At 61.7% G+C, this 20,433-nt stretch carries 16 protein-coding genes; 8 read left to right on the top strand and 8 right to left on the bottom strand.

What is annotated here, in order from left to right; translation table 11 throughout:
• Positions 1-85 precede the first annotated feature (85 nt).
• The 3 genes from AC1DZE_RS17725 (at position 86) to AC1DZE_RS17715 (ending at position 1,659) form a co-directional block, all read left to right on the top strand.
• Positions 86-283 (top strand): hypothetical protein, encoded by a 198-nt coding sequence (locus AC1DZE_RS17725; RefSeq protein ID WP_477669509.1) that lies wholly within the window; start codon positions 86-88, stop codon positions 281-283.
• 39 nt (positions 284-322) lie between these two features.
• Positions 323-862, top strand: coding sequence for a peptide deformylase (gene def / locus AC1DZE_RS17720; RefSeq protein WP_457280842.1), 540 nt, complete (start codon positions 323-325; stop codon positions 860-862).
• A gap of 86 nt (positions 863-948) precedes the next feature.
• Positions 949-1,659, top strand: coding sequence for a class I SAM-dependent methyltransferase (locus AC1DZE_RS17715; protein WP_477700374.1), 711 nt, complete (start codon positions 949-951; stop codon positions 1,657-1,659).
• A 4-nt stretch (positions 1,660-1,663) separates the two neighbouring features.
• On the opposite strand, the gene AC1DZE_RS17710 is transcribed toward AC1DZE_RS17715, so the two are convergent.
• Both AC1DZE_RS17710 and map read right to left on the bottom strand, forming a co-directional pair.
• Positions 1,664-4,255 carry a [protein-PII] uridylyltransferase gene (locus tag AC1DZE_RS17710; RefSeq protein ID WP_477669511.1) on the bottom strand — a complete coding sequence of 864 codons (2,592 nt, stop codon included), beginning with the start codon at positions 4,253-4,255 and terminating at the stop codon, positions 1,664-1,666.
• Between the two features lie 51 nt (positions 4,256-4,306).
• On the bottom strand, positions 4,307-5,149 hold the full coding sequence (gene map / locus AC1DZE_RS17705; protein ID WP_457280845.1) for a type I methionyl aminopeptidase: 843 nt from the start codon (positions 5,147-5,149) through the stop codon (positions 4,307-4,309).
• A gap of 225 nt (positions 5,150-5,374) precedes the next feature.
• Between map and purL the strand changes: the two genes are divergently transcribed.
• Positions 5,375-9,424, top strand: a complete 4,050-nt coding sequence (gene purL / locus AC1DZE_RS17700) for a phosphoribosylformylglycinamidine synthase (protein ID WP_477700373.1) — start codon at positions 5,375-5,377, stop codon at positions 9,422-9,424.
• A 10-nt stretch (positions 9,425-9,434) separates the two neighbouring features.
• Here the strand turns inward: purL and AC1DZE_RS17695 are convergent, their stop codons facing one another.
• The 6 genes from AC1DZE_RS17695 to AC1DZE_RS17670 form a co-directional block, all read right to left on the bottom strand.
• Positions 9,435-10,181, bottom strand: coding sequence for an ABC transporter substrate-binding protein (locus AC1DZE_RS17695; RefSeq protein ID WP_477674132.1), 747 nt, complete (start codon positions 10,179-10,181; stop codon positions 9,435-9,437).
• 677 nt (positions 10,182-10,858) lie between these two features.
• A complete protein-coding gene (locus AC1DZE_RS17690; RefSeq protein ID WP_477669513.1) occupies positions 10,859-11,644 on the bottom strand; it encodes a peptidylprolyl isomerase in 786 nt (261 codons plus the stop codon).
• A gap of 103 nt (positions 11,645-11,747) precedes the next feature.
• A complete protein-coding gene (locus AC1DZE_RS17685; RefSeq protein ID WP_477669514.1) occupies positions 11,748-12,041 on the bottom strand; it encodes a BolA family protein in 294 nt (97 codons plus the stop codon).
• Complete coding sequence (locus tag AC1DZE_RS17680; RefSeq protein ID WP_457280850.1) at positions 12,038-12,664, bottom strand: septation protein A; 627 nt, start codon at positions 12,662-12,664, stop codon at positions 12,038-12,040. Before AC1DZE_RS17680 ends, AC1DZE_RS17685 begins: the two co-directional genes overlap by 4 nt.
• A 156-nt stretch (positions 12,665-12,820) precedes the next feature.
• Positions 12,821-13,231 carry a peptide-methionine (R)-S-oxide reductase MsrB gene (msrB, locus tag AC1DZE_RS17675; protein WP_477648405.1) on the bottom strand — a complete coding sequence of 137 codons (411 nt, stop codon included), beginning with the start codon at positions 13,229-13,231 and terminating at the stop codon, positions 12,821-12,823.
• Between the two features lie 31 nt (positions 13,232-13,262).
• On the bottom strand, positions 13,263-14,756 hold the full coding sequence (locus AC1DZE_RS17670) for a protein adenylyltransferase SelO (protein ID WP_477672653.1): 1,494 nt from the start codon (positions 14,754-14,756) through the stop codon (positions 13,263-13,265).
• A 123-nt stretch (positions 14,757-14,879) separates the two neighbouring features.
• Between AC1DZE_RS17670 and AC1DZE_RS17665 the strand changes: the two genes are divergently transcribed.
• The 4 genes from AC1DZE_RS17665 (at position 14,880) to AC1DZE_RS17650 (ending at position 20,391) form a co-directional block, all read left to right on the top strand.
• On the top strand, positions 14,880-16,508 hold the full coding sequence (locus tag AC1DZE_RS17665; protein WP_477700372.1) for a 3-(methylthio)propionyl-CoA ligase: 1,629 nt from the start codon (positions 14,880-14,882) through the stop codon (positions 16,506-16,508).
• Between the two features lie 266 nt (positions 16,509-16,774).
• Positions 16,775-18,022 carry a branched-chain amino acid ABC transporter substrate-binding protein gene (locus tag AC1DZE_RS17660; protein ID WP_477672657.1) on the top strand — a complete coding sequence of 416 codons (1,248 nt, stop codon included), beginning with the start codon at positions 16,775-16,777 and terminating at the stop codon, positions 18,020-18,022.
• A 112-nt stretch (positions 18,023-18,134) separates the two neighbouring features.
• Complete coding sequence (locus AC1DZE_RS17655) at positions 18,135-19,088, top strand: branched-chain amino acid ABC transporter permease (protein WP_477700371.1); 954 nt, start codon at positions 18,135-18,137, stop codon at positions 19,086-19,088.
• 10 nt (positions 19,089-19,098) lie between these two features.
• Positions 19,099-20,391 (top strand): branched-chain amino acid ABC transporter permease, encoded by a 1,293-nt coding sequence (locus tag AC1DZE_RS17650; protein WP_477700370.1) that lies wholly within the window; start codon positions 19,099-19,101, stop codon positions 20,389-20,391.
• Positions 20,392-20,433 lie beyond the last annotated feature (42 nt).

The raw sequence follows: 20,433 nt of genomic DNA, 5'->3' as shown, positions 1-20,433 counted from the left end.
TGGCGTTACCGGGGTTTGCACGCCGGACGTCACGCCAGGCGACTACGCCGGACGTTGAAAAGACCTGTACACACAGGAGTTTTTCATGAATTACAAACGTTTATCTGTCCTGGCAGGGGCTGCCGGCCTGGCTGTTTTGCTGTCTGGCTGCGTGGTGGCGCCGATTGCCCCGCGTCCGGTGGCTGTTTACCCGGCCCGCCCTGTCTACGTAGAGCCAGCCCCCGTGGTGGTGGTTCCCGCGCCCGGCTATTACCGGGGTTGGGGCTACCGGCATTGGCGCTAAAACTTCCCCGATGAGGCCCTGCGACACGATAATTGGCGCATGACCATTCGCGAAATCCTCAAAATGGGCGACCCGCGGCTGCTGCGCGTGGCTCAGCCCGTGACCGCCTTCGACACCGACGAGCTGCACCTGCTCATTGCTGACATGTTCGATACCATGCGCGCTGTCAACGGTGCCGGCCTGGCAGCCCCACAAATTGGGGTCGACCTGCAGCTGGTAATTTTCGGGACTGACACGGTCAACCCACGCTATCCCGATGCACCGGTAGTGCCCCGCACCGTCTTGCTGAACCCTTTGATTACGCCCCTGGGGCCTGAAGAAGAGGGCGGCTGGGAAGGCTGCCTTTCCGTACCCGGTCTGCGCGGCCTGGTCCCGCGCCTTTCGCGAATTCGTTACAGCGGCTTTGACCAGTACGGTGATGCGATTGAGCGTTCGGTGGACGGTTTTCACGCGCGGGTGGTGCAGCATGAGTGCGATCACCTGATTGGCAAGCTTTATCCCATGCGCATCCGCGACTTCAGCCAGTTTGGCTTTACCGAGGTGCTTTTCCCCGGACTGGACGCGTCGGACGACGACTGACCGAGGACGCCTCGAGGGGTACACTGAAGCTGATCGAGGGCTATTTCGCCCCGCCAGAGCGTGTTGTACGCAAGGAAAGCTTCCGGATGTCGCACGCTCCCGTTTCGGGAGCAGTTCCCATCACCGGAGCTGCTTCGCCACCTCCTTACCAGCTGAAATTTGAAACCGTGAGCGGTAGTGGCGACGACCTGCAGCTGCGCTCGTTGCTGGACCGCCAGCAATTCCATGATCCCTTGGGCGAAGCGGAACGCGAAGGCATTTCCTCGTCGGCTTGGCCGATATTCGGTTTGCTCTGGCCCTCGGGCCGCGTGCTGGCCCATGCCATGCTGACCTTCGAGCTGGAAGGCAAGCGCATTCTGGAGCTGGGCTGCGGCCTGGCGCTAGCCAGCCTTGTTGTGCATCGCCGCGGCGGAAACATCACCGCCAGTGACTGCCATCCGCTGGCAGCGGCGTTCCTGCTGGAAAACCTCAAACTCAACCACTTGCCTGCAATGAAATATCAGACGGGCAACTGGTCGCGCGCGAACCCGCTGCTGGAACGCTTTGACCTGATCATCGGCAGCGATGTGCTGTATGACCGTGGCCAGCCGGAGGTGTTGTCGCAGTTCATCGAGCTGCATGCGCTGCCGCACACCGAAGTGCTGATCGTCGATCCGGACCGCGGTAACCGGGCCAGCTTCAATCGCAAAATGGATGCACTGGGCTATTCGCGCACCGAGACGCGCGTGACCAAATTGCCGGCCGGCGGCAGTTACAAGGGGCGTCTGTTGCAATACCTGCGCAAACCAGCAGGTTGAAGTTTCAGGTATTGAGTGCTTCGAGCAACTCTGTCTCGATCGCGATCTGCGCCTTGTTGTGCTGCAACTCGGGTCCATCGATCAAAAATGTATCTTCCACGCGTTCGCCCAGCGTGCTGACCTTGGCCAGTTGCAGGTTGATGCGGTGGCGGGCCAGCACCCGTGCGATGCGGTAGAGCAGTCCGACCCGGTCGCTGGCCGATACGCTGAGCAGCCAGCGCTGGGCTTTTTCATCGGGCCGCAGGTCCACGCGCGGAGCGATCGGGAAACTCTTGACCCGGCGCGATACACGGCCTTTACTCGGAGGCGGCAGAGGTCCGGGGTTCTCGATGGTGCGATCCAGTTCGGCCTCCACCATGGCCGCCAGTTCGCGGTAGTGGTCGGCCAGCGTGGGGCTGACCACCTGGAAGGTGTCCAGCGCATAACCATTTTTCGCTGTGTGGATCTTGGCGTCCAGGATGCTGAAGCCGGCTTCGTCAAAGTAGCCGCAGATGCGTGCAAACAGGTCGGGCGCATCGGGCGTGTAAACCAGTACCTGCATGCCTTCGCCTGCCGACGAACGACGCGCGCGGACGATCGCCTTGGCCTTGCCCACGTGTCGCGAGAGCTGGCGTGCATGCCAGGCGATGTCGGAGGCCTCATGGCGCATGAAATAGCTGACGTCCAGCGTGTCCCACAGTGCCTTGTGTGCCTCGAAAGGTTCGGCGTGCAGGGCCAGTGTGGTCAGGGCTTCGCGCTTGCGGGCCTCCACTTCGGCATCCGCATCGGGCGCGCGGCCACCCAGCACGCGCAGCGTGTAGCGGTACAGGTCTTCCAGCAGCTTGCCTTTCCAGGCGTTCCAGACCTTGGGGCTGGTGCCGCGGATGTCGGCCACCGTCAGCAGGTACAAAGCCGTCAGGTAACGCTCGTTGCCCACGCGTTTGGCAAACGCGGCAATCACTTCGGGGTTGCTCAGGTCTTCCTTCTGGGCGATGCGGCTCATGCTCAGGTGCTCACCGACCAGGAATTCGATGAGTTTGGAGTCTTCGGCGCCAATACCATGCTGGCGACAAAAAACGCGCACGTCCTTGCAACCCAGCTCGGAGTGGTCGCCGCCGCGGCCCTTGGCGATGTCGTGGAACAGCGCGGCGATATAAAGAATCCAGGGCTTGTCCCAGCCGGCCGCGAGCTGCGAGCACATCGGGTACTCGTGCGAGTGCTCGGCCATGAAAAAACGCCGCACGTTGCGCAGAACCATCAGGATGTGCTGGTCCACCGTGTAAACATGGAACAGGTCGTGCTGCATCTGCCCGACGATCTTGCGGAAGATCCAGAGGTAGCGGCCCAGCACCGATGTCTGGTTCATCAGCCGCATGGCGTGGGTGATGCCCTCGGGCTGCTGAAGGATGCGCCGGAAGGTGTCGCGGTTGACCGGGTCGCTGCGGAACTTGCTGTTCATCAGTCCGCGGGCGTTGTAGAGCGCGCGCAGGGTGCGCGCCGAAAGGCCCTTGATGCCCACGGTTGTCTCGAATACCAAAAAGGTTTCCAGGATGGCGTGCGGTTCACGCGCATACAGGTCGTCGCTGACCACCTCCAGCATGCCGGCCTTGTCGTAAAAGCGCTCGTTGATGGGCCGCAGCGGGTAGGTGTTGGGGTTGAGCCGTTCTTCGATATTGAGCAACAGGATCTGGTTGAGCTGGGTCACGGCCTTGGCGGCCCAGTAGTAGCGCTTCATCACCGCCTCGCTGGCGCGGCGCGGCACCTTGCTGCCGTCGTCGGCTTCGGCGGAATAGCCGAAGGACTCGGCCACGGCGGTCTGCAGGTCAAACACCAGGCGGTCTTCACGCCGGCCGGCAATCAGGTGCAGGCGCGCGCGTATCAAGCTCAGCAAGGCTTCATTGGCCTTGATCTGCCGCACTTCAAAGGCCGTAGCCAGGCCGTTGCGGGCCAGGTCGTCCCAGGATTTGCCCAGGCCGGCGGCCCGTGCCACCCACAAAATCACCTGCAGGTCTCGCAGTCCACCCGGGGATTCCTTGCAGTTGGGCTCGAGCGAGTAGGGGGTATTTTCGAACTTGTTGTGGCGCTGGCGCAGCTCCAGCGTCTTGGCCACGTAAAAAGCCTGCGGGTCCAACACGACGGCCAGCCGGTTTTGCAGCTGCAGAAAATTCTTTTTGGATCCGGCGACCAGGCGGGCTTCGAGCAGCGAGGTTTGCACCGTGACGTCTTTGGCCGCTTCTTCGACACAACCGGAAATCGTCCGCACGCTGGAGCCAATTTCCAGGCCCACATCCCAGCAGGCGCCGATGAAGCTCTCTACCTTGGCCTTGAGGGCCGGGTCGCCGTCGATGTTGGCGTTGTCCGACAGCAGCAGCAGCACGTCTACATCCGAATGGGGAAACAGCTCGCCGCGGCCAAAGCCTCCTGCGGCCACCAGGCAGGCGGAAACCGGAAAGCCGGCACGCTGCCAGAGCAGCTGCAGGGTCGCATCGGCATGCCGGGCGAATTTTTGCAGCAGGCTGTGGATGCCGCGGGACGAGGCGCCACTGGCGGCCAGCGTGGCGAGGAGGGCGGCTTTCCCCGCTTTGTATTGCTCGCGGACCGGGGCCAGCTCGATCATCGCGGAGCTCGCAGGGTCGGAGAGTGCGCGGGGCGCCACTGTGCGCCTGGCTCAGGCACTGACAGCGGCTTGGGCAGGGCTGCTTTGCGGGACAAACGCCGGGATCGGCGGGCTGCCGGCGGACAGGGTAAGTACCTCATAGCCGGTTTCAGTCACCAAAATGGTGTGTTCCCACTGGGCGGACAAGGAATGGTCGCGCGTCACGATGCTCCAGCCGTCTTTCTCGGGGCCGTCCTTGATGTCACGCTTGCCGGCATTGATCATGGGTTCGATGGTGAAGGTCATGCCCGGTGTGAGCTCTTCGAGCGTGCCGGGGCGGCCGTAGTGCAGCACTTGCGGTTCTTCGTGGAATTTCTGGCCAATTCCATGGCCGCAAAACTCGCGAACTACGGAAAACCCCTGTTTTTCGGCAAAAGTCTGGATCGCAAAGCCGATGTCGCCCAGCCTGACCCCAGGCTTGACGCGCATGATGCCCTGCCACATGGCTTCATAGGTCACATGGCAGAGCCGCTTGGCCGCAATGGAAGCTTCGCCAACCAGGTACATGCGGCTGTTGTCGCCGTGCCAGCCGTCCTTGGTGATGACGGTCACGTCAATATTGACAATGTCGCCTTTTTTCAACGGTTTGTCGTTGGGAATGCCATGGCAGACCTGGTGGTTGATGGAAGTGCACAGCGACTTGGGATATGGCACATAGCCGGGAGGGCCATAGCCCAGCGTGGCCGGAATGGTGCCTTGAACCTGGGTCATGTAGTCATGGGCCAGCCGGTCTATTTCATTGGTGGTGACACCCGGCTTCACGAAGGGGGTGAGGTAGTCCAGCACCTCGGAAGCAAGCCTCCCTGCCAGGCGCATGCCTTCAATTCCTGCGGCATCTTTGTAAGTAATACTCATGGCCCCGATTATCCCACCGCTCCCGGGCACATGCATTTTCAGCATGGGACCAAGGGGCTTTGGCTTTGGCCCGAATGTGGCCCGAACGGATCGCAAAAGTGCCCGGGCGCACCGGCAGCAAACCGGGGAAGGCCTTCAGTCGCTGATAAAATTACGGGTTAACGCTAGCCCGTTAAACCCAACAGCCATGCGCTGCCCACCTCCCATTACAAGGCCACCGCTACCGTGACCCTGCACCTGACGACTTTTGAGGGCGAACCCCACGGGATCAGCGCCCTCAGCGATTTCCGCGTCCAGCAACTCCTTCCCCGCCTGCAAGCCGTCCACGACAAGATCGTGGGCATCAGCGCCCGGTTTGTGCATCTGGTTGCCACGGAGGCGCCGCCTTCAGACACCGTCAAGGGCCAGCTCGCAGCACTGCTTACCTATGGCGACCCTTGCATTGCAGGCGCTGGAAAAACCGATGATGCACTGACCTTTATTGTCTCGCCGCGCTTTGGCACCGTTTCGCCCTGGGCGTCGAAGGCTACGGACATCGCCCACAACTGCGGCCTGGCCATCAAACGCATTGAGCGCATCACCGAATACCGCATTACCTTGAAAAGCGGCTTTTTCAGCAAAACGGCCCTGACGGATGCCCAGCGCGAGCAGGTCGCCGGCCTGCTGCACGACCGCATGACTGAAAGCGTGATGTTGGATCGCGCGCAGGCTGCCGGCCTCTTCACCGAATTGCAAGGTGCATCGCTACAGACCATCGACGTGCTGGCCGGTGGCAAAGCGGCCCTGGAAGCCGCCAATGCCGAATTTGGCCTGGCGCTGGCAGCCGATGAAATCGACTACCTGGTCACCGCCTTCACCCAGCTCAAACGCAACCCGACCGACGTTGAGCTCATGATGTTCGCCCAGGCCAACAGCGAGCACTGCCGCCACAAGATCTTCAACGCCGACTTTACGATTGACGGCGTTGCGCAGGAGAAAAGCCTGTTCGGCATGATCCGCAACACCGAAAAGCTGCATCCCCAGCACACGGTGGTGGCTTATTCGGACAACGCTTCGGTCATGGAAGGCTATAAAACACAGCGGTTTTATGCCAAAACTAGTACAAAACCGGCCCCTCGCCCAACAGGAACAAGCGCGAGCAGCTATCAAACTTATAGCGCTACGGATGACGTGTTGATGCATGTGCTGATGAAAGTCGAGACGCACAACCATCCCACGGCTATTTCTCCCTTCCCTGGCGCGTCGACCGGTGCGGGCGGAGAGATTCGTGACGAAGGCGCAACCGGCCGCGGCTCCAAGCCCAAGGCGGGCTTGACGGGCTTCACCGTGTCCAGGCTGTTTGACGACGCCGCCACGTCCTATGGCAAGCCAGAACACATCGCCAGCCCGCTGCAGATCATGACGGAAGGCCCGCTGGGCGGCGCAGCGTTCAACAACGAGTTCGGCCGGCCCAACCTCAACGGCTACTTCCGCGAATATGAGCAGACCGTCGGCGGCCAGCGCTGGGGTTATCACAAGCCCATCATGATTGCGGGTGGTGTCGGCACGATTGATGCGGCACTCACCAAGAAGATTCTCTTCCCGGCCGGCACGCTGCTGATCCAGCTGGGCGGCCCTGGTATGCGCATCGGCATGGGCGGCAGCGCGGCCAGCTCCATGGCTTCGGGCGCGAATGCGGCCCAGCTTGACTTTGATTCGGTGCAGCGCGGCAACCCTGAAATCGAGCGCCGCGCGCAAGAGGTCATCAACCAGTGCGCCCAACTGGGTGCGGCCAACCCCATCCTGGCGATCCACGATGTGGGCGCCGGCGGTTTGTCCAATGCGTTTCCTGAGCTGGTGAATGACGCGGGGCGAGGTGCGAAGTTTGATTTGCGTGCCGTGCCGCTGGAAGAAAGCGGCCTTTCGCCCAAGGAAATCTGGAGCAATGAAAGCCAGGAGCGTTATGTGATGGCGGTTGCGCCTGAGTCACTGCCGCAGTTCCAGGCCTTCTGCGAGCGTGAGCGCTGCCCGTTTGCGGTGATTGGCATTGCGACGGAAGAAAAGCAACTGGTGCTGTCCGACAAAGACGCGGCCCCGCCGGTGGATATGCCGATGAATGTGTTGCTCGGCAAGCCGCCCAAAATGCACCGCGACGTGAAGTCGGTCAAACACACGATCAAACCCATCGACCTGACCGGCGTCGATCTGCAGAAAAGTGCGATTGCGGTGCTCAGCCACCCGACCGTCGCGTCCAAGCGCTTCCTGATCACCATCGGCGACCGCACCGTGAGCGGCCTCACGCACCGTGATCAGATGGTTGGCCCCTGGCAGGTGCCGGTAGCCGACTGCGCTGTCACGCTGGCTGACTACAGCGGTTTTGCGGGCGAAGCCATGAGCATGGGCGAACGCACGCCGCTGGCCACCGTCAACGCGGCCGCTTCGGGGCGTATGGCGGTCGCCGAGGCCATCACCAACCTGCTGGCCGCGCCCATTGAGCTGCCGCGTGTCAAGCTGTCAGCCAACTGGATGGCCGCCTGCGGCGAGCCCGGCCAGGATGCGGCGCTCTACGAGACCGTCAAGGCCGTCGGCATGGAGCTGTGCCCGGCGCTGGGCGTGTCGATTCCGGTTGGCAAGGATTCCTTGTCGATGCGCACCGTGTGGAGCGAGGGCGCTGACAGCAAGAAAGTCACCTCGCCGGTGTCGCTGATCGTGAGCGCTTTCGCCACACTGCCCGATGTGCGTGGCACCCTCACGCCGCAGCTGAACCGCGATGAGGCCGACAGCACGCTGATCCTGATTGACCTGGGTAAGGGCCAGAACCGCATGGGCGGCTCCATCCTCGCGCAAACGCTGGACAAGGAAGAGGGCAAGGTGCCCGATCTCGACGATCCGAAAGACCTGGTCAACCTCGTCAACGCCATCAATGCGCTGCGCAAAGACGGCAAGCTCATGGCCTACCACGACCGCAGCGACGGCGGCCTGTTTGCCGCGGTCTGCGAAATGGGCTTTGCCGGCAACGTCGGCGTATCACTCAACATCGACATGCTGCTGGTTGAGGGCGACGGCATTTCCGACAGCCGCATGGACACGGGCGACAGCAAGAACTGGGCAAGCCAGGTCGGCGCGCGCCGCGAGGAGCTCACGCTCAAGGCGCTGTTCAACGAAGAGCTGGGTGCCGTCATCCAGGTGGCCACGTCTGCGCGCAACGAAGTGATGCAGACCCTGCGCGAGCACGGCCTCTCCAAATTCAGCCACTTCATCGGCAAGACGCGCCCACAGCACGCCTCGCTCGAAGTCGGCAAGGGCGAGATCCAGGTCTGGCGCGACACCAAGGCCGTGTTCTCGGCCAAGCTGCAAGACTTGCATCAGGTCTGGGATTCGATCAGCTGGAAGATCTGCCAGCAGCGCGACAACCCCGATTGCGCCAATACTGAACACGCGACCACCGGCAACCCCGCCGACCCGGGCCTGCATGTGCAACTGACGTTTGATCCAGTCAAAGTGCTGTCGGCGCCCGCGCTCAACCTGTCGGCGCGGCCACGCGTGGCGGTGCTGCGCGAGCAGGGCGTCAATTCGCATGTGGAAATGGCTTACGTCTTCACCGAAGCCGGCTTTGAAGCCTGCGACGTGCATATGACTGACCTTCAAACCGGTCGCGCCAGGCTGGCCGACTTCAAGGGCATCGTGGCCTGCGGCGGCTTCAGCTATGGCGACACGCTGGGGGCTGGCATCGGCTGGGCGCGCTCAGTCACCTTCAACCCGGTGCTGTCCGAAGAGTTCAAGGCGTTCTTTGCGCGCCAGGACACCTTTGGTTTGGGCGTGTGCAACGGCTGCCAGATGTTTGCCGAACTGGCCGACATCATCCCGGGCGCCGAGGCCTGGCCGCGCTTTACCACCAACCGCAGCGAGCGCTTTGAAGCACGCCTGAGCATGGTCGAGGTGCTGGAGTCCCCCAGCATCTTCCTGCAGGGCATGGCCGGCAGCCGCCTGCCGATCGCCGTCGCGCATGGCGAGGGCTATGCCAATTTCGCCTTCCGGGGCGATGCCTCCAAGGCGATTGCCGCTATGCGCTTTACCGACAACGATGGCAAGCCGACCGAAGCTTATCCGGCCAACCCCAACGGCAGCGCCGGCGGCCTCACCGCCGTGACCACAGCTGACGGCCGCTTCACGGCGATGATGCCGCATCCCGAGCGCGTGTTCCGCAACATCCAGAAGAGCTGGACTTCGGGCGGCGCCAGCGAACGCAGCCCGTGGATGAGCCTCTGGCACAACGCGCGCAAGTGGGTGGGGTGAGTCTTTGGCGTTAGCGGGTAGAGGGCGGGGCGACTGCCGCGCCCTCAATGCCGTGGCGCGCCAACGCTGTGGCCACAAATCCCGAAGCCTTCATCTCTTCGACAAACGCCGCCAGGTAGCGCGCACCGGCCTCGCGCCCCTTGGGCAGGCCCATAGCCTGGTTGATCACCATGAAGCGCCCCGGTAGCAAACGCACGCCCGTTATGCGTTTAGCGTCAGCCTCCAACTGCTGCTTGACGCCGGCCGCCACCTCGATGTTCTGCGCGACCATCACATCGGTCACCGCCGGGGAGGTGGGGGCCTTCACCAGCCTGGCCGCTTTCAGTTCACGGGTCAGATAGAGATCGTAGGCACTGCCGTTGCCGACCACGACGCGGTTGGCCACCTGGTCCACCTCTTCATTGCGTTGTATCGGCGAGTCCATGCGCACCAGGTACGCGCCCTCGATGATCACGTAGGGCGGCGTCTGCAACATGTCTGCGCCGCGCACCGGGTCTATCGCGACAAAGGCGATGTCAACCTGCGCATCCCTGACCGCTTCGACCACCTTGCCGGCCGATGTGAAGGTCACCAGCTGCACCGGTACGCCCAGGCGCTTGCCGAGTTCGTTGGACAGATCCACCGAGACGCCGCGCGGTGAACCGTCCGGCATGCGAGCCGCCAGTATGGGGTTGCCGAAATTGATGGCGGCCCTGAGCTTGCCGGACGGCGCCAGTTCGGCGGCAGGAGCCGGCGGCGCAGAGACACAACCCAGCAGCGCGAAACCAGCCAGCGCCAGCACGGCCAGTGCGGCAAGCCACCACCACAAGCCGTTTGAGTTGCTCACCTGGCCCGGGGATTGTCCTTCGCTCGGGCCAGATCCCTCGCCAGCGCCCGTACCCGGTCCGATTCCCCCGGCTTCCACCGCATCCTTGGCTTCCTTGAGCCCTATGCCCGTCAGGCCTCGCAAGCGCCGTACCGCCTCTATTTTGTTGCCCTGGTCCAGCGCCTCTTGCACCTGCGCGGGCAGGGGCGCGCCGGCGGGCAAGGCCTTGGGCGCGAAGCCGGTGACCGGCGGCTCGCCGCGCATATAGGCTTCCAGCGCGTCCTTGGTTTCCTTCAGGCCCAGGCCGGTGCCGGCGCGCATCAGCTGGATGGCTTCGACCAGGTTGCCGCGTTGCAAGGCATCCTGCACGGGTTGGGGAAGACTGGGGCCGGAAAGAGGATTGGGCTCGGTCATGTGCGCCTCGACTGTGGGGAAAGCGATGAGGAAAAGCAAGGCGCTTGCGCATCGAGCCTCTGGAGGAATGTGAGCCATTGGAACGGCCGCCAGTACCTTCGTCAACCGGCAATTCACGTAATCCGTCCTGATCGGTGAGCCTCAAGAAAAAAGCAGCCAAAAGGCTGCTTTTTCAGGAAGACAAGGCGGGCAGGGCGCTCGCAGCGATGTGCCGCTTACTCGACCTTGGCTTTTTTGCGCAGTTCTTCCTGGAACGCCGCCAGCTTTTGCTGCTGCATTTGCTGAGCGATCTGCGGCTTCACTTCCTCGAAGGACGGGAGCTGGGCCGTGCGGATGTCGTCCACACGAATGACGTGGTAACCGAACTGGGTTTTCACCGGGGTATCGGTGGTCTGGCCCTTGTTGAGCTTGACCAGTGCCTCGGTGAATTCAGGCACATAGCTGGAAGGGTTGGCCCAGTCCAGGTCGCCGCCCTTGGCACCGGATCCGGGATCCTTGGACTTCTTCTTGGCGATGTCATCGAACTTGCCGCCCTTTTTCAGGCTGGCAATGATCTCTTTGGCCTCGGCTTCCTTTTCGACCAGGATGTGGCGGGCCTTGTACTCCTTGCCGCCATTGGCTTCGGCAAATTTGTCGTATTCAGCCTTCAGCTCGACATCGGTCACCGGATTCTTCTTCTGGAAGTCAGAAAACAGTTCGCGGATCAGGATGGTCTGGCGTGCCAGTTCCATTTGCACCTTGATGTCATCGCTGGAAGCCAGGCCCCGCTTTTCCGCTTCCTGCATGAACACTTCGCGCGCAATTACTTCTTCACGAAGCTGGCCTTCCATCTCAGGCGTTACTGGCCGGCCGGACTTGGCGACCTGTTGCGCCAGCGAGTCCAGGCGCGATTTTGGAACGGCCTTGCCATTGACGATGGCCACGTTCTGCGCCATGGCGCCTTGCGCGCCCAGTGCCAGCAGTGCCGCTACGGCGGTGCCGAGTAAAAGATGTTTCTTCATGATGTTTTTGTAGTCCTTTTGGTAATGCTTGAAAGCGTTTGGCAATGCGTTCTGACGTTGCTGCGGCTCTGTGCCGAAATCCCCGGGGCAAATCAGCGCAGATTCAGGGTGACTCGATGACTTCAATCGCCAGGGCATGGAGGCCCTGATCAATGAAATTTTGCATTGCATCATACACAAGCCGGTGGCGCGCCACCCGGCTCTTGCCGGTAAAGAGCGGGCTGGCAATGCGGATGCGAAAATGGGTACCGTAGCCTTCCGCGTTAGCGCCCGAATGCCCGGCATGGGAAGCGCTCTCGTCCAGCACTTCCAGTCGGGTGGGCTGAAGCCGCGCCTTGAGCTGCTGCTCGATCTCGTGGGTGCGCACGGGCAGGGCGCTGGAAACGCCGGCGTTCATGGTGTGGCGCCTGGTTTGATGTGCTTGTTCAGGTACACCGCCTGCGCAAGCACAAACACCACCATCAGACCGAGGCCACCAAACAGCTTGAAGTTGACCCAGGTGCTGGTGGAAAACGTGAAAGCCACCCACAGATTGAGCAGGCCCATCACGGCAAAAAAACCAACCCAGCTGAAATTGACCACGCGCCAGATCGGGTCAGGCAAGTTCATCTGCGCGCCCATCAGCGACTTGATGCCGTTTTTCTTCCACACCAGCTGCCCCAGCAGCAGCGCGCCGCCCATCACCCAGTACAGTACCGTGGGCTTCCATTTGATGAAGCTCTCGCTGTGGAAATAGATGGTGGCGCCGCCGAGCACCGTCACTAGCCCCAGGCTGATCCACAGCATGGTGTCGACCTTCTTGCCGCTTACCTTGAGCCAGAGGATCTGGGCCAGCGTGGCAACGATCACAACCACGGTAGCCAGCAGCACAGGCGCTTCAGCCGCACCCACCACTCCCCCGGAAACCATAAAACCCAGCCACTCGGTGGCTGTAGCGGCGGCCCAGTCCTTGTTGCCTTCGGCGTACTTGAACATGCCGAAAAAAAGGGCGATCGGCAAAAAGTCGAAAAGAATTTTCATAAACAGATTATCGCGGGGTAAAAGAAGCGAAAGAGCTCACTGGCGTTGGGTCCCGAATTAGCAAGCATGAGCCGCGGAACCGGCTTTGCCGGGCCGCAGGCGGGCGGCCCCCTCGGGGGGGCAGGAAGCTACGCGCAGCGAGCGACCGTGGGGGCTTCACTTCTTCTTGAAATCAAGCGCTGCCGAGTTCATGCAGTAGCGCAGGCCTGTGGGAGACGGCCCATCGGGAAACACATGGCCCAGATGCGCGCCGCAGCTGGCGCACACGGTTTCGGTGCGCACCATGCCGTGCTTGCGGTCCACAATTTCCTCAATCGCGCCGGGCACGGCTTCTTCCGAAAAGCTGGGCCAGCCGCAGCCGGCGTCAAATTTGGTTTCCGACTCAAACAGTTTGGCACCGCAGCAGATGCAATGGTAGCTGCCGTCGGCCCAGACGGCTTCGTATTTGCCGGTGTAGGGGCGCTCGGTGGCGGCGTGGCGCGTGACTTCAAAGGCCGCAGGCTCAGCGCCTTTTTCGGCCAGCAGGGCCTTCCACTCGGCGTCGGTTTTCTGGATCTTGGTGCTCATGTTCTGTTCCTGGCGTGAGTTGACGGAGGTGTTACGAACTGCAACTGATTTCAATGGATGAGGCCCAGTCTGGGGGGAAATCCGCAAAGCTCTCGTGCCCCGGGTGCTCCTCAAATGGGGCCTGCAGCAAGGCAAGCAAGGTGTCGACCCCGGAAAAGTCTTTTAGTTTCGCGGCGCGTATGGCTTCTTCCCCCAAATGGTTGCGCAGCACGAACTTGGGATTGTTGTTAAGCATCAAATCAGCCCGCAGCCCTTGATCCACTTGCGCAAGGCGCTCTGAATACTGTAGCGCCCAGGCGTTGAAGGATTCCCGGTCAAAGAACAGGTCACGCAGGGGTTCATGGCCGCTTTGTGCCGTGAAACCATTCAGGCGCCGCCAGAAGATGGTGTAGTCCACCTTGTTGGCGGCCAACAGTTTGAAGGTGTTGTCCACCAGGGTCTTGTCCTCGGATTGCTCGTCCGCCAGGCCAAGTTTGCCGCGCATTCGGGCCTGCAATGCCTCAGGGAACACGGTTTTGTAGGGTTCCAGGGCTGCAAGCGCCTGCTCCTGGTCTTCAATCAGCGGCAGCAAAGCCTGCCCCAGGCAAAACAGGTTCCAGTAGGCCATGTTCGGCTGCTTGTTATAGGCGTATCGGCCCTGGGTGTCCGAATGGTTGCAGATGTGGCCAGGATCAAACGCATCGAGAAACTGGAACGGGCCATAGTCAATGGTCAGCCCCAGGATGCTCATGTTGTCGGTGTTCATGACGCCATGGCAAAAACCTGCAGCCTGCCACGCAGCCATAAGGTGTGCGGTCTTTTCGCTGACGGCCTCCAGCAGCGCCGCATAAGGTTGCTTTGCCTCGCGGCAGGCGGGGTAAAACCGGTCGATGACGTAGTCGGCCAGCACCTTGAGCTGCGCATGCTGGTCGTTGTAGCTGAAATGCTCGAAGTGGCCGAAGCGGATGAAGCTTGGCGCGGTGCGGCTCACCACGGCGGCGGTCTCGATCTCCTCGCGCCGCACGGCCGCATCGGAGCCGGTAACGCACAGCGCCCGCGTGGTCGGAATGCCCAGTCCATGCATCGCTTCCGAGCACAAAAATTCGCGAATCGAGCTGCGCAGTACAGCCCGGCCATCGCCCATGCGGGAGTAGGGTGTTTTGCCGGCGCCCTTGAGCTGGATTTCCTGCGGCCCGCGCGGAGTACTGATTTCGCCCAGCAACAAGGCGCGGCCGTCACCGAGTTGCCCGGCCCAGACGCCAAACTGGTGACCGCTGTAGACGCTGGCCAACGGCTCGGAGCCGGGCAGGACGCCATTGCCGCTCAAGGCTTCCAGGGCTGCCTGTGATTCAAGCCATTCTGCGCCCAGTCCCAGCTCGTGCGCCATGCTACGGCTGCGGCCAACCCAATAGGGGTCAGGCAGGGACTGCGGCCGCAAGCGGGTGTAGAAGTCGCCACCCAGTTGGGCGAAGCTGTTGCTCCAGGTCAGCGAGGTACCGGCAGAGGAACCTGCATCGTCGGGCGCCGGAAGGTTTGCAGAGGTCATCGGCAAATTGTCCCCTACCTGACATGAACCCGTGATTTCACGGGCAATCCCGCATGACCGTCATGGTGCGCTGCGGCATGATGACCGCTTGCTGAACACTATTTAACCAATGGAGACTTCCCGATGCTTGGGTTAATGCAAAGCCAGCCGCTGCTGATTTCCGGCCTGATCGAATTCGCGGAGCGCCATCATGGCGACGCCGAAATCGTCTCGCGCCGCGTGGAGGGCGACCTGCACCGCTACACCTACAAGGATGTCGCCCATCGGGCGCGCCGGGTTGCCAATGCGCTGGACGGCCTGAAGCTCGCGTTCAGCGACCGCGTTGCCACGCTGGCCTGGAACGGCTACCGGCACCTGGAGCTTTATTACGGCGTGAGCGGCTCGGGCCGGGTGCTGCATACCATCAACCCGCGCCTGCATCCGGACCAGATCGCCTGGATCGCCAACCACGCCGAAGACCAGGTGCTGTGCTTTGACCTGAGTTTTCTGCCGCTGGTGCAGGCCGTGCATGCCAGGTGCCCGACCATCAAGCACTACATCGCGCTGTGCGACGCTGACAAGTTGCCGGCCGATTCGGGCATTCCGGATTTGCAAAGCTACGAAAGCTGGATAGGCGCACAAAGCGCCGACTACGCCTGGCCCAGTTTTGACGAAAACACCGCTTCCAGTATGTGCTACACCAGCGGCACCACGGGCAACCCCAAGGCTGCACTCTATAGCCACCGTTCCAGCACGCTGCACGCCTACGCGGCCGCGCTGCCTGACGTAATGTCCATCTCCGCACGGGATGCCATCCTGCCCGTCGTGCCCATGTTCCATGTCAATGCCTGGGGCATTCCGTACTCGGCCGCGCTCACCGGGGCCAAGCTGGTGTTTCCAGGGCCTGCGCTCGACGGCAAATCGATCTATGAGCTGATTGAGGCCGAAAAGGTCACTTACGCCGCCGGCGTGCCCACCGTTTGGCAGATGCTGCTGACACACATGAAGCCGTCAGGGTTGAAGTTCTCCACCTTGCGCCGCACCGTTATCGGCGGCTCAGCCTGTCCACCGGCCATGATCAATGCCTTCCGTGAAGACTACGGTGTGGAAGTGCTGCACGCCTGGGGCATGACCGAGATGAGCCCGCTGGGTACGCTGTGCGCGCTCAAGAACAAGCACGACACGCTGCCGGAAGCAGAAAGAATGAAGATACGCCTCAAGCAGGGGCGCGCCATCTACGGCGTCGACATGAAGATCGTCGACGCCAACGGTGAAGAGCTGCCCTGGGACGGCAAGGTCTTTGGCGACCTTTACGTGAAGGGGCCGTGGATTGTGCGCGAATACTTCAAGGGTGAGGGCGGCGACCCGCTGGTGGACGGCTGGTTCCCGACGGGCGACGTCGGCACCATAGACGCCGACGGTTATCTGCAAATCACAGACCGCAGCAAGGACGTGATCAAGTCCGGCGGCGAATGGATCAGCTCCATCGAGATCGAGAACATCGCCGTGGCGCACCCGGCCGTCGCCATGGCTGCCTGCATAGGCGTGGCCCATCCCAAGTGGGATGAGCGCCCCATCATCGCGGTCGTGAAAAAGCCCGGCATGGAAGTCACGCGCGACGAGCTGCTGCGCTTCTACGAAGGCAAGACCGCCAAATGGCAAATCCCCGACGACGTCGTCTTCGTCGACGCGATTCCCCTGGGCGCCACCGGCAAGATGCTCAAAACCAAATTGCGCGAGATCCTGAAAGATTACAAATTGCCACAGCCATAAAACAAAAGGGCGGTGACCTCGCAGCGGCCCCCTCGGGGGGCAGCGCACTACGCGCAGCGAGAAGCGTGGGGGTCACGTGGGTGACATCGGCTAGGGCATTCCCTGACGCAGTGCAACATCATTTGACCTAACCTTTGCCGGTTCCCTCTGCGGATTCACCGCGCATTCATACAATTTCCAGGAGACAAGGGATGACAACCCAGAACAGATTTTTCGCACGGCATGCAGGCATCGCCCTGGCGGTGTCTTCCATGCTTTACAGCGGCATGGCGCTGGCCCAGGCGCCCGCCAAGGCCGCAGCGCCGGCCAAAGCTGCAGTGGCAGCACCGGCCACCGGTGCCGTCAACCTGAACCAGACTGTCAAGATCGCCTGGCTTGATCCACTGTCCGGCCTGATGGCGGCCGTGGGCACCAACCAGCTCAAGGGCTTCCAGTTCCTGGCCGAGCAGTTCAGCAGGAAGAACAAGGCCGGCGTGAAGTTCGAGATCATCGGCATCGACAACAAGCTCAGCCCACAGGAAACCACCAACGCGCTGAAGTCGGCCATCGACCAGGGCGCGCGCTACGTGGTGCAGGGCAACGGCTCCGGCCCGGCGCTGGCCATCATGGACGCGCTGTCCAAGTACAACGAACGCAATCCCGGCAAGGAAGTCGTCTACCTCAACTACGCCGCGGTGGACCCGGACCTCACCAACAGCAAGTGCGACTACTGGCACTTCCGCCTAGATGCCGACACCTCCATGAAGATGGAAGCGCTGACGGCCTTCATGAAGGACCAGCCCGACATCAAGAAGGTCTACCTGATCAACCAGAACTACTCGCACGGTCAGCAGGTCGCCAAGTTCGCCAAGGCCAACCTGGCCAGCAAACGCCCCGACATCCAGATCGTCGGCGAGGACCTGCACCCGCTGGCGCAGGTGCGCGACTTTGCGCCCTACATCGCCAAAATCAAGCAGTCGGGTGCCGACACCGTGATCACTGGCAACTGGGGTTCCGACCTCTCGCTGCTGGTGAAAGCCGCCAACGAAGCGGGCCTCAACAACGTCAAGTTCTACACTTATTACGCCGGCGTCACCGGCACGCCGACCGTGCTGGGCGCGGCCTCGGCCGGGCGGGTCTACATGGTGTCCTACAACCACCTCAACATGGGCGGCGAGATCCAGCAGGTCCAGGCCGACTACAAGAAGAAGTTCAACGACGACTTCTACACCGGCGCGATCTTCCATGCCTTCACCATCCTGACCGAAGCCATGGCGCAGACAAAATCGACTGAACCCGCCGTCGTGGCCAAGGCCATGGAAGGCCTGCGCTTCAAGAGCTTCAACGGCGATGTGGAGATGCGCAAGACCGACCACCAACTGCAGCAGGGCCTCTACATCGACAAATGGGAAAAAGCCGGCGGCAAATACCCTTACGATGCCGAGAATACAGGCTACACCTTTGTGCCGGTCAAATACTATGAGCCCTATGTGGCCAGCACGCCTACCTCTTGCCAGATGAAGCGTCCGGGCTAAGGCCCTGGCGGCCGCCTGACCGGCGAAGGCCCGACCCATTCGGGCCTTTTTCTTTATCCCGGCAGGTTTCCTGCCCGTATCTGTTTTACCTTCCAGCTTCAGGCGGTCATTGATGAATTTGGAATTTTTCACCATCTCCCTGCTTAACGGCCTCAGCTACGGGCTGCTGCTGTTCATGCTGAGCTCCGGCCTGACGCTGATCTTCAGCATGATGGGCGTGCTCAATTTTGCGCACGCCTCCTTCTACATGGTCGGCGCCTACATTGCCTACAGCACCTCGCAGGTCATCGGGTTCTGGTGGTCGCTGCTGGTGGCACCGCTTTTGGTGTTTGTGATGGGCGCGGCCTTCGAGCGCTTTTGCCTGCGCAAGGTGCACAAGTTCGGCCATGTGCCCGAGCTGCTGGTTACCTTCGGGCTGTCCTACCTGCTGCTGGAGCTGGTGCAGCTGGTATGGGGCCGCTCGGCCGTCAACTATGTGTTACCGGAGGGTTTGCAGGGCCCGCTGTTCACGGTGTTCGGCACCAACTTTCCCAAGTCGCGCGCCTTCATCATGTTCATTTCGCTGGCCATGCTGGCCGGCATCTGGCTGCTGCTCACGCGCACACGCATCGGCCTGGTCATACAGGCCGCGCTCACCCATCCGGAAGCGGTGGAAGCGCTGGGCCACAACGTGCCGCGGGTCTTCATGCTGGTCTTTGGTGGCGGTGCCGCGCTCGCGGGCCTGGCCGGCGTCATTGGTGGCAATACCTTTGTGACGGAGCCCGCCATGGCCGGCTCGGTCGGCGCCATCATCTTTGTCGTCGTGGTGGTGGGTGGGATGGGTTCGCTCAGCGGCGCTTTTCTGGCTTCACTGCTGATTGGCCTGATCCAGACCTTTGCCGTGGCCATGGACCAGTCGCTCATGACGCTGCTGGCCAAATTCAGCTACACCGTGACGCCTGATTCCTTCGGCTATCCGTTGCTCAAGCTCACCATTTCGCAGGTCGCCCCCATTCTGYCGTTCCTGTTCCTGGTGCTGATCCTCATCTTCAGGCCCAAAGGTCTACTGGGCACACGCGAAGGCTAGGCAGACCAATATGACTCGACCCTTTCACGAATTCAAACCCTATAACGTCGGCCGCTGGCTGTTGTGGTCGCTGTACGCGCTGCTGCTCATCGTCGCGCCGCTGATGTTCAAAAGCAGCCTGGCGCTCACCATGCTGTCGCAGGCCGGTTACCTGGTCATCATCTGCCTGAGCTACAACATCCTGCTGGGACAGGGCGGCATGCTCAGTTTCGGGCATGCGGTCTATGCCGGGCTGGGTTCTTTCCTCGCCGTGCACGCGATGAATCTGGCCACCAAAGGCAGCTTCTACATCCCGCTGACGCTGATTCCGCTGGTGGGTGGCCTCTCGGGTCTGGTTTTTGCTGCGCTGCTGGGATACGTCACGACCAAGAAGGCCGGCACCACCTTTGCCATGATCACCCTGGGCGTGGGTGAACTGGTGTTTGCGATGTCGCTGATGTTCCCCGAGTTTTTCGGCGGTGAGGGCGGCATCACCACCAACCGCGCTTATGGCAGGCCAGTTTTCGGCATCAGCTTCGGCCCGCAGATCCAGGTCTATTACCTGATCGCCTTCTATTGCTTCATCTGCACGGCGGCCATGTTTGCGTTTACCCGCACGCCACTGGGCCGCATCCTGAACGCGGTGCGCGACAACCCCGAACGCGTGGAGTTCATCGGATACAACACGCAGCGCGTGCGCTACTACGCCTTCATCATTGCCGGTTTCTTCGCCGGTATAGGTGGCGGTCTGGCGGCCATCAATTCGGAAATCGTCACGGCGGAAGTGGTGAGCGGTGTGCGCTCGGGCAGCCTGCTGCTGTTCACCTTCCTGGGCGGGGCGACATTCTTCTTCGGCCCCATCATCGGCGCCGGCCTGCTGGTGATGGCGCTGATCCTGCTTTCAGAGCTCTCCATGGCCTGGCTGCTCTATGTAGGCCTGATCTTCCTCTTCATGGTGATGTATGCGCCCGGTGGTATCGCCAGCCTGATCATGATGAACTTGCGCGTGGCCTCTTTCGGCAAGCTGCGGGAATTGTGGGTGGGCTACCTGGGACTGGCCGTGACAGCGCTCACCGCGCTGGCCGGCGCGGCCGCCATGGTGGAAATGATTTACCACCTGCAGCTCAACGCGGCACTGGGCCCCGAACTCGGCTTCATGGGCGTGCGGCTCAACGCCACCAACCTCAACAGCTGGCTGGGCGCCGGCTTCGTGCTTGTCACCGGCCTGGGCCTGTTTGAGCTCACACGCCGGCAATTCCTCACGCAATGGGGCCAGATACAAAATGACATCGAGAAAGAAATCAAGCGAAGGGAATTACTGTGAGCCCCCACGCTCGTCACTTCGTGTACGTCGCTGCCCCCCGAG

It is taken from the genome of Polaromonas sp. P1_F1, from assembly GCF_056405795.1.
Note: the sequence above shows the minus strand (reverse complement) of the source record. Positions and strands in the feature narration are given on the sequence as shown.